The sequence below is a fragment of the Jeotgalibaca caeni genome, from assembly GCF_028863945.1.
Taxonomy (GTDB): Bacteria; Bacillota; Bacilli; order Lactobacillales; family Aerococcaceae; genus Jeotgalibaca; species Jeotgalibaca caeni.
Map to the genome: position 1 here is coordinate 22400 of NZ_JARBEA010000029.1, position 10413 is coordinate 32812.

A 10413-nucleotide genomic window follows, 5' to 3' on the forward strand; every position below is an offset into this window, starting at 1 on the left:
AGAATGCCCACAAGAAGTAAAAATAATAATGAAAAATCTGCGCAAACGCGCGCGCAACAAAAAAAGAAAAAACCAGTAAATAAGAAAAGAAAACAAAAGAAAGGCTCTATTTGGAAGAAAATCATTCTTTCGATTGTCGGATTAGGAGTACTTGGTGTAGTAGCTGGAGCGGTTCTCTTCTTCTATTATGTATCCAGCGCACCAGAAATCGACCGGGCGGACCTGACTGACCCCGTCCCTTCACAAATCTTGGATATAGACGGGAATGTGGTTAAAGAAGTAGGCGCTGGTTCACAAAACCGGGAATTAGTTTCGATTGAAGAGATTCCTCAAGTGTTACAAGATGCAGTTGTCTCCATCGAAGATCAACGTTTCTACGATCACATCGGCGTTGACCCCATTCGTATCTTGGGTGCAGCCTTTGCGAACTTACAAGAAGGTGGTGTTTCTCAAGGAGGAAGTACGATTACTCAGCAGCTGATTAAGCTTTCTTACTTCTCAACCTCTGAAGAAGACCAAACCTTGAAACGGAAAGCCCAAGAAGCATGGATGGCAATCCAACTAGAACAAGTTCTTTCAAAAGATGAAATCTTGGCGCTCTACATTAATAAAGTGTACATGGGAAATAATGCTTACGGAATGGGTACAGCAGCAGAATATTACTTCGGTAAAGAATTAAGTGACATTAATTTACAAGAAGCAGCAACTTTAGCAGGACTTCCACAAGCCCCTTCTTATTATGACCCTTATGTAAATCCAGAAGAAACAAAAGAGAGACGAAACATTGTATTGGCAATGATGGTAGAAAACGAAAAAATTACACCAGAAGAAAGAAACGAAGCGCTAGAAGCACCTGTTACAGAAAATTTGGTCGACCATTCAAACGAAGTAGACTATTCGCTCGTTATCGACTCCTACTTACAATTAGTTGTTGACGAAGTTTACGAAAAAACCGGCTTAGAAGCTGAAATGGGTGGTTTGGTTATCCAAACGAATTTAGATATGGATGCCCAACAACATCTGTACGATATCGTTAATACCGACGAATATGTCCTGTTCCCTGACGATGAAATACAAACAGCTGTTACGATGGTTGATGTTCACACTGGTGCTGTTCAAGCCGTAATCGGTAACCGTAAAAATGATCACCAAATGGCAGTCAATTATGCCAATCAACAAAATCGTGATGTCGCTTCAACGATTAAACCATTAATCGACTATGCTCCTGCTATTGAATACCTCAACTACTCGACCGGTCAAACCGTTGTGGATGAGGAATACGAGTTCCAAGACGGAAATCCGTTGTATAACTATGACCGTCTCTATAAGGGTGACATGACGCTACGTGAATCTCTCGTAGATTCCAGAAATGTTCCAGCAGCTAAATTGCTTCAAGAAGTCGGTTATGATAATGCGAGTGCATTCTTAAGCAAATTAGGAATCGACGCTAGCACGATTAACAGCAACGAAGATGGTTTAGTTGAATCCAATGCGATTCGCGGGGACATCTCCTCGGTTCGCCTGGCAGCCGCTTATGCAGCCTTCGCAAACGGCGGAACCTATTATGAACCATTTACGGTCCGCTCCGTTACTGATTCAGAAGGTAAAGTCTATGAATTCGAACCTTCCGGTACACAAGCAATGAAAGAATCAACGGCTTACATGATTACCGATATGCTTAAAGAAGTAATCACCTACAGTGCTCCGGAAGCGCAAATCCCTGGCCTTCCTCATGCTGGTAAAACAGGAACTTCTAACTTTACGGATGATGAATTGGCATTAGTTGGCGCCGAGAATGTAGAAAACGTTGGGAAAGATTCTTGGTTCGTTGGATACTCACCAAATTATGCTATTTCCGTTTGGCTCGGTTATCCAGAAATCGACATGGGCAACTATCTAACTTACGAAACGAGAAATATTACTCGGTACATCTATAGTCAATTAATGAGTTATGCGTCACAAGATGTTGAAACGTTCGATTGGGTAAAACCTGATTCCGTAGTTGAAGCAACGATTGAAAAATACTCGAAGCCGCTCGCGAAGCCAGGTCCAAATACTCCTGCAAATATGCAGATTACCGAATTATTTGTCCAAGGAACAGCGCCAACACAAGTATCTAAAAAATATGGAGAAGCCTTTAAAGCTCCAACAGGTTTGAAAGCAAGCTACGATCAAAACAAAAAAGAATTAAAAGTTTCATGGGATGCGTATGCTCTGGCAGAAGGTGACAACCGGACGCCACAATTCACGGTTACAGTAGGAGGACAATCACAGACGACTACTGCAACTGAAGTAACCCTTGCAAACCCAGCTCCTGGAAATGTAACTATTTCCTTAGTAGCTAAAATCGGATCGACAACCTCTCCTGGTGCTTCCATTACCATCAGTATTGCGCAACCAGAAGATGAGAAAGACAAAGAAGAAAAAGAAGAGGAAAAAGAAAGCTCAAGCGAAAGCAGCTCCTCCTCTTCGGAAGAGTCTTCCAGCGAAAGTAGCGCTGAAAGCTCCAGTCAAGAAGAATCAAGTGAATCAGAAGCAGAGGAACCTGAAGAACCTGCAGCAGATGAAGAAACAAGTGAAGAAGCTGCTTCCAGCGATGAAGCAGCTTAGGCATAAAAAAAGGGGTCGGAACTTTTTCCGCCTCTTTTTTTATTGCTAATCGTTGTGATACGTTAACAATATTTCATCCTAGCGCAACGGAAGAATCTGTTCCGTTGCGCTAGCTGATACCAATCGCACCCTATCACAATGATAATGGCTTTATCGTTGTGATAGCGAAACGTTTGCTCCCTCTATCAAAGCGAAAGATTTACACAGAACCAATGATCAACGCAAAAAAAAATACAAGAAAATAGCTCTCGCCACCCATTAAAAAGAGTTGCGAGAGCTACTTTCGTTTCTTATTTTTTGATTTTTTCCTAGACTGTTTTGACAAAAATAAATTATCGCGCACCAACTGCACGCAAAATGTAATCACATGCTTCACAATCCGGTTTCCGGGCTGTGCAACGATACCGACCATAAAAAATCAAACGATGATGCGCGATACCCCAGATTTCAGATGGAAGCTTCTCCATCAATGTTTGTTCTACTTCTAAGACATTCGCTTCTTGGGGTACCATTTTCAACCGCTTGGTCACTCTTTCCACATGCGTATCTACTGCAATCGCCGGGATATGAAAGGCGACGCTTAAAACCACATTGGCAGTCTTTCTTCCGACACCTGGAAGACGCACCAGCTCTTCTCTCGTTTGCGGTACTTCTCCGCCATACTCGGCCACCAGCATCCCTGCCATTTTCCGCAAGTACTTTGCTTTATTGCGATACAATCCGATTGAATTAATAATCGCCATAATCTCCGTTTCATCTGCGTTTGCTAGGTCTTCAGGAGCGGGATAAGCCTGAAATAATGCAGGAGTAACTTTATTGACGGAAACATCTGTAGCTTGAGCGCTTAAAATAGTTGCTACTAAAAGTTCAAATGCATTTTGATGATTCAATTCGCACTTCGCTTCTGGAAACATTTCCCCCATTATTTCAATTGCTTGCACACATTGTTCGCTTGTCAGCATCTGTTTCCTCCTTACTATGATTCCAACCAGTTAAACAATGGAATATCCTCTTCATCATCCCACTCCTCTTCAACAGGAGCATGATGGGATTGATAGAACCGCTTCGACTCTTCTTTTGCTTGATAAGTCGTCTTAATATTCTTTTTCTCCCATGACATCAAAATACGATCCATGTACTTCAGACTGTATTTTTGATTGAGGACCGCTTCTCGTAGCGCTTCTAAGATAATGTCCTTTGAATAATAATCCTTATCCAACCATTCTCCAATGGTCTGCATTTCGATTGGAGTCAATAAACGTCCAAATTCTTGCTGGAACACTTCCAGAAGATTCACTTCATCCTTGTCCCCTTCCGGCCTGTCATTCTCACGTTCAAAAAGGAGCGATAGTTTTTTATATAAGGGGTTCAACGAATAGCGATCAGAAACCATTCCCGCTTCGTCCTTTTCCGAGGTAATGGAAATACATTTTTTTTGAATAAGTGCATGTAAAACGGTGAAAATCTCTGCTTCTTTTTTCCCCATACGCAAGGCAATCTCGCCCAAGTTCGGAAAGTAAATATTTTGGTTGAAGTAACTTTGTAGTTGAATCACAAAAACAAGTTCGGTCTCTGTTAACCCTAGCGCACCATAATGCTCCAATAAGCCATTTCGAATCGTTGTATGCCCTTGATTCAACCAACGTTCAAATGCATCTGTCATAACGCACCTCTCTTTCTTCTTACTTAAAAACAAATAGGAAGTGGAACAGCATCAACGTTCTACTGTTCCACTAAAGAAATTATTCGATTATGGGTAGATCCGGTTCAATAGACGTGGGAACGGAATCGCTTCACGAATATGTTCGGTTCCAGTAATCCAAGTAACGGTACGTTCTAAACCTAATCCGAATCCGGAATGAGGCACAGAACCGTAGCGACTTAAATCGAGGTACCATTGGTAATCTTCTAAGCTCAAACCGAATTTCTCAATTTGGCTGCGCATTTGTTCGTAGTCATAAATCCGTTCGCTACCGCCAATAATTTCACCATAGCCTTCTGGTGCAATCAAGTCTGCACACAGTACTACATCTTCTCGTTCAGGGTGATTCTTCATGTAGAATGGTTTGATTGCTTTTGGATAGTTCAAAATAAAGACTGGTTTCTCTGATTGGTTCGCAATGAACGTTTCATGTGGAGAACCAAAATCATCGCCCCATTGAATATCCTCAAATCCATTATCTTGTAATAATTGAATCGCATCATCATAAGAAATACGGTCATATGGAAGTTGTGTGTATTTCTTCAATACTTCTTTGTCACGACCTAATGTATCTAGGTAATCGCCGCAATTATCTAATACCGATTGTACCAGGTAGCTGACATAGTTTTCTTGAACAACTAAACTCTCATCTTGAGAAGTAAAGGCCATTTCTGGTTCAATCATCCAGAATTCAATCAAATGGCGGCGTGTTTTAGACTTTTCAGCACGGAAGGTCGGTCCAAAAGAGAACACCTTGCCAAATGCCATTGCCCCAGCTTCCATGTATAACTGACCACTTTGTGTTAAGAATGCATCTTCATCGAAGTACTTCGTATGGAATAGTTCTGTGGTACCTTCTGGAGAACTGCTCGTTAAGATTGGTGGATCAATTTTTAGGAATCCTTCTTTGTTAAAGAACTCATAAGTTGCACGGATGATTTCATTCCGAATTTTCATGATGGCATGTTGTTTGGTAGAACGTAGCCACAAATGACGGTGATCCATCAAGAATTCAGTTCCGTGTTCTTTTGGTGTAATTGGGTAGTCGTGGCTCTCTCCAACTACTTCAATATTTTTAACTAATAATTCATAACCTAATGCAGAACGAGTATCTTCTTGAACCACTCCGTCTACAAAGATAGATGTTTCTTGGGTTAAGGATTTAGCGATTTGGAATACTTCTTCTCCTACATCGTTTTTCACAACGATTCCTTGGAAATAATAGTCGCCGTCACGCAATTGGATAAATGCGATTTTACCGCTGCTCCGTTTATTGGTGACCCATGCACCTATTCTTACTTCTTTTCCTACGTAATCTTTTGCTTGCTTCATTGTAATTCGTTCCAACATGCACTACTCCTTCGTCTTTTTCTCGATAAATGCTTTGATGCGATTTACTGCCTCAGTCAATGTTTCTTCATCTTGCGTATAGCTGATTCGCACATAATCCGGGAATCCAAATCCGTCTCCGCTGACAACAGCTACTTTCGCCTCTTCAATCATCGCTAAGGAAAAGTCACTGACAGATTGATAGCCTGTTTGTTCAGCAGCTTCTTTTACATGAGCGAAGACATAGAAAGCTCCTTGAGGCTTCAGCACTCGAAAGCCGGGAATACTCTCTAACAAGGGGAAGAAATGGCTCAACCTTTTCTCATAGGTTTGGCGCATTTTTTCGACAAAATCTTGTTCTCCTTCTAGAGCCGCTAACGCAGCGTACTGGCTTGGACCAGCTGGGTTAGAGGTAGAATGGTTGGCCAGGTCAATCATTTTGCCAATCACTTCTTTATTTCCCAATGCGTATCCGATTCGCCATCCTGTCATGGCATACGTTTTACTCACGCCATTGATGATGATCGTTTGTTTTTTGATTTCTTCTGAAAGGGAAGCAATCGAAACAGCTTCGTTTCCATTGTAGCAAAGCTTCGCATAAATTTCATCAGCAACAATGACAATATCGTGTTCTACTGCCCAATTTCCAATCGCAGTCAATTCTTCCTTCGAATAAATTGAACCCGTTGGATTATTAGGTGAATTAAGGACAATCGCTACCGTCTTGTCAGTCCGATGCTTCTCTAATTCATCCACCGTTACCTTAAATTGATTCTCCATTTCTGCTTCAATGATGACATTGACTCCACCAGCCAGCTTCACTTGCTCCGTGTAGCTGACCCAATAAGGAGCGAGAATCATCACTTCGTCTCCCTCATCCAATAGTACTTGAAAAAGCGAGTAGAGCGCATTTTTGGCTCCTTCTGTTACGATCACTTGGTTAATCTGGTAATCTAGTCCTTCATACTTTTGATAATAATCAACGATTGCTTGACGCAAAGGAAGGATACCTGCTGCAGGGGTGTAGTGATTTACTTTATTCTGCGAGATGGCCTCAATCGCAGCATCCCGGATTTGTTTTGGTGTTTCAAAATCCGGTTCTCCTACTGTTAGACTAATGATGTCATGTCCTTGAGCTTTTAACTCTTTTACCTTGGCGGATGTTGCCAATGTTGGCGACTCCGCTACTTGAGCGATTCTCTTCGAAATTTTAACCATTCTCGTCACTCCCCGTCTTAAATATCTTGAAATTCTCTTATCAATTCACCAGTACGAGCAGAAATAATGATGTAACCTAATTGACCTTCTTCATCTTGATAAGCAACTTCCCAGAACGGTTCTTCTTTCTCCATCCCGATTCGAGCTTCCAAAATATCGGACGGCTGTTTCAGAGCCAATAAAATAGATTTCGCTTCTTCCTCCGTCACAATTTCTTGGGAAGAAAAGGTCCACGTGTTTCCGCCATTTTGCTTAATGACGACATATTGGTACTCCTCTTCATTCGTATAACCGCCTACTGTAAAATACGTGTCTACACCACCGTTATACCAATAAAAATCCATTGCTTTTTCAATACCAGCTTGTTCTTTTGCAATAGCCGTTGCTTCACTCTTAGCACGAACCAAAGGGCGTTGGGCATAAAAAAATAACGAATAGGAACCTAAAATTAAAACGAATAGCACACCAATAAGACTCATGATTATTGTCCGCTTCAAAAAAACCCTTCTTCCTTTCAAAATCCTAACACAGACTTGCTTCCCCTATCATACTGAATTTTCTGCATTTTGGGAATTACTGTTCTCTTATTTTTTTTATTTCTTCAATAACTTGTTGGAGTTCGGTCTGATTTATTTCAGTCTGTTCCGGCAACAATTCTTTTACTTGTTTGGCGTAAGGACTACGAACCAGACGTGTGTCCAGACAGACTAAAACACCAACTTCTGATTCATTTCTGGAAATTCGACCCAACCCTTGTGCGAGTCGAATGAGCATGCGAGGCAAAAACTCTTCTCGGAACACATTCTTCCCAACAGAGCGGTAATAACGTTCCATCGCAAGGTTCTCAGGCTTATTAGGAGCATCAAACGGCAAGCGAGTGATTACCAAAATTTCAACTGGTTTCTCTGGAAAATCAATCCCTTCCCAATACATCCCACTTCCCAACAACACTGCTTGTTCAGCCTCCACGAAGCGGCGATGCATTCGTCTTCTGCTGCCGGAATAGCCTTGTGCCAAAACATCAATGTTTCTATCATCCTGTTCCATTTGGAGGCGAAGTTCTCGAAATACACCTTCCAAAGCTTGATTGGCATTAAACAGAACCATCATTTTTTGTTGAGTTTCAATGGCTAACGAAGTGAGGAATGAACTCATTCGCTTCACCCAATCATCCGTTTCTAATTCAGCAATCGGAGTTAAATCACTCGGTACGAATAAGTGTAGCTTTCGAGCATTCGTTGCCTCATCCAATTGGTATCGGAGAGCGCGCAATTCTTTCGCTCCAATCGTACGAATAAAGTAGTCCGCATTCCCATCAAGAAATAACGTTGCACTGACATATAGCTGCTTATCAAAATGCTGGGCGAGCAAATCACTCAGGTAATCCCCAACAAACCATTTTCCTTTTACTAATTCTCCATAAAAATATTCAGGCTGTCGTTCTGCTGAGAGCGCATAGTAGGCGAAAGGGTCTTCTTTAATCAGCTGGCCCAACTGTTCATGTAGATCTTGTAAGGCATAATGTAACGCATAGGTTCGTTGATAGAAGCTGGAGTCTTTCGAAGTGGAGGCAGATTCCCTATACCTTTCACCTGTTAGAGATACTTCCTGAATATGCTTTCTAACTTTCTGTAAAGAGCGATTAAATTTCCCGGTAGTTATTTGTTCTGGTCCTAGGGAAATGGTTTTTTCTTCTACCTTTTTATCGTTTGGCGAGTCATTATGCGGCCAAACCATTTTGCGCATATCTTCTTCAATATCGATTAAAGATTGATACAAGCGATTGAAGGCAAATTCAAAGTTAATCAGTTCGTAATGGGGAAATGTTTGACTAGCATGTTGCTCCAAATGCTCGCGGTAGTTTTTGACATCATTTGAGAACCGAAGTACGCGCTTTTTCACTAAGGAAACGGGAAAAACGTTCTTTTCTTTTTCTTTGAACGCTCCGGCTAATCGATGCGCCTCATCAACCACTAGGAACGCTTCTCCCTTTTGGCACCATCCACTAATTTCATCAATGTGATGAGCCAAGTACGCATGATTGGTCAAAAGAACGCTAGACTGACTGGCTTTATGGTGATGGTACGCATAAAAGTCGTCTTGCCCCCATTTGCTGGCAACCTTCCCATCTTGTTTTTGAAAAGCGATTCTCTCCAATAACGTTCCAGCTTGATGGCTGGGACTCAATTCTGTTAAATCACCCGTTTCTGTCTCCGTTAACCACACATACAAACTCATCATTACCAATACTTCTGTATTCGTCAAATCGGGAATGCGGATTTTCTCAAACCGCTCCAAATTCAACAAATGCGTTTTACTAGAAAGGGATGTGGTTGTAAAAGAAAATGGAAGTGCTGCTTGTAATTGCTCTACTACCTCTTCCATTTGTTCCTGTAGAAGAAGGGTTGAAGTAGCGATTACTGCCTTGCGCTCTGGGGTTGCATTCAAAATGGCTGGCAGAAGATACGCATACGTTTTACCTGTTCCCGGCGGAGCTTCTACAGCAAACTGCTTCTCTTGATTACGAAAATAAGCTTCGATTTCTTGCATCATTGCTTCTTGGTTATCACGAATCGAGTAACCAAATTTTTCTTGAATAAGCGGCCACGCTTGCGCCACTTGATAATTTTCTTTTAGACGATAAGCTGTTTGTTCCAGTTCAACCGTTTTCTTGCGTAGGGCAATCCCATTTTTGACCTGAATGTGCTCGGGAAGTGGTTTCTTATGCTTGAGTGCCTCTTCTCGACACTTCTCCAAAAACTCACGGTTATCTCGCTGCATATCCGTAGCCAGTGTACAGAGTTTCTCCAGTGTGACATACGGCAATTGGATTGCACGTTCTTTTAGCCGCAAGAAGAGCTGTGCCGTTGCTCTGGCATCACTGAGCGCATCATGGGCATGATCATGTTCGAGACCAAAAAAGGTTGACAAGTCGCCTAAGCGATAACTTTTCATGGTGGGGAACAGTATTTTACTCAATTCCACTGTATCGATTCCTTTTTGTTTCATGGGAGGTAATCCTACAGCTTGGAACGACTGGTTTAAGAAGTGATAATCAAATGCAATATTATGTGCGACAAACGTACAGTTCTCTAATAAACCATACAGATAAGCGGCAATATCTTCAAAATAAGGCGCATTGCGGACATCTTTATTTGAAATGCCCGTTAGGTTTTCGATAAGCGGTGGGATTCTCCCGCCAGGGTTCACGGTAAAGTCATATTCCTGAATCATCTGTCCATCTTGAATCATAGTAATTCCAACCTGAATGATTCGATGGCCTTTACGAAAACTGGACCCTGTCGTCTCTAAATCGACCACTGCATATAGTTCATGAAGGTTTTCCATCTTGCTAAAATACCCCGATTCAACATATCATTTGTTCTGCTCTGTCCATTTTACTAAAAAAAAGCACAGATTAACAGGTTTCTTGAAAAGAGTGTGTGACAAAACCTGTTTACCTGTTTTTTGGTCACAAAAAACTTTATGAACGCTCCGCGTTCTATGCCATGACGGAAAATCACGTGCAGGAGTATAATAGGGATGGCAATACA

The 10413-nt window shown here is 41.7% G+C and carries 7 protein-coding genes; 1 reads left to right on the forward strand and 6 read right to left on the reverse strand.

Annotation, left to right across the window (positions count from 1 at the left end):
* Nucleotides 1-3 precede the first annotated feature (3 nt).
* The gene (locus tag PVE40_RS07535) at nucleotides 4-2610 is read left to right on the forward strand and encodes a PBP1A family penicillin-binding protein (protein WP_274731282.1); all 2607 of its coding nucleotides are present in this window, start codon (nucleotides 4-6) and stop codon (nucleotides 2608-2610) included.
* A gap of 332 nt (nucleotides 2611-2942) precedes the next feature.
* On the opposite strand, the gene nth is transcribed toward PVE40_RS07535, so the two are convergent.
* The 6 genes from nth to PVE40_RS07565 form a co-directional block, all read right to left on the reverse strand.
* Complete coding sequence (nth, locus tag PVE40_RS07540; RefSeq protein ID WP_274731283.1) at nucleotides 2943-3572, reverse strand: endonuclease III; 630 nt, start codon at nucleotides 3570-3572, stop codon at nucleotides 2943-2945.
* Nucleotides 3573-3586: 14 nt separating this feature from the next.
* Nucleotides 3587-4273, reverse strand: coding sequence for a DnaD domain-containing protein (locus PVE40_RS07545; RefSeq protein WP_274731284.1), 687 nt, complete (start codon nucleotides 4271-4273; stop codon nucleotides 3587-3589).
* An 87-nt stretch (nucleotides 4274-4360) separates the two neighbouring features.
* The gene (gene asnS, locus PVE40_RS07550; RefSeq protein WP_420828521.1) at nucleotides 4361-5644 is read right to left on the reverse strand and encodes an asparagine--tRNA ligase; all 1284 of its coding nucleotides are present in this window, start codon (nucleotides 5642-5644) and stop codon (nucleotides 4361-4363) included.
* A 21-nt stretch (nucleotides 5645-5665) separates the two neighbouring features.
* Nucleotides 5666-6859, reverse strand: coding sequence for a pyridoxal phosphate-dependent aminotransferase (locus tag PVE40_RS07555; protein ID WP_274731286.1), 1194 nt, complete (start codon nucleotides 6857-6859; stop codon nucleotides 5666-5668).
* A 17-nt stretch (nucleotides 6860-6876) separates the two neighbouring features.
* A complete protein-coding gene (locus PVE40_RS07560; protein ID WP_274731287.1) occupies nucleotides 6877-7356 on the reverse strand; it encodes a cell wall elongation regulator TseB-like domain-containing protein in 480 nt (159 codons plus the stop codon).
* Between the two features lie 76 nt (nucleotides 7357-7432).
* Entirely contained in the window at nucleotides 7433-10207 is a 2775-nt protein-coding gene (locus PVE40_RS07565; RefSeq protein WP_274731288.1) for an exonuclease domain-containing protein, read from the reverse strand.
* Nucleotides 10208-10413 lie beyond the last annotated feature (206 nt).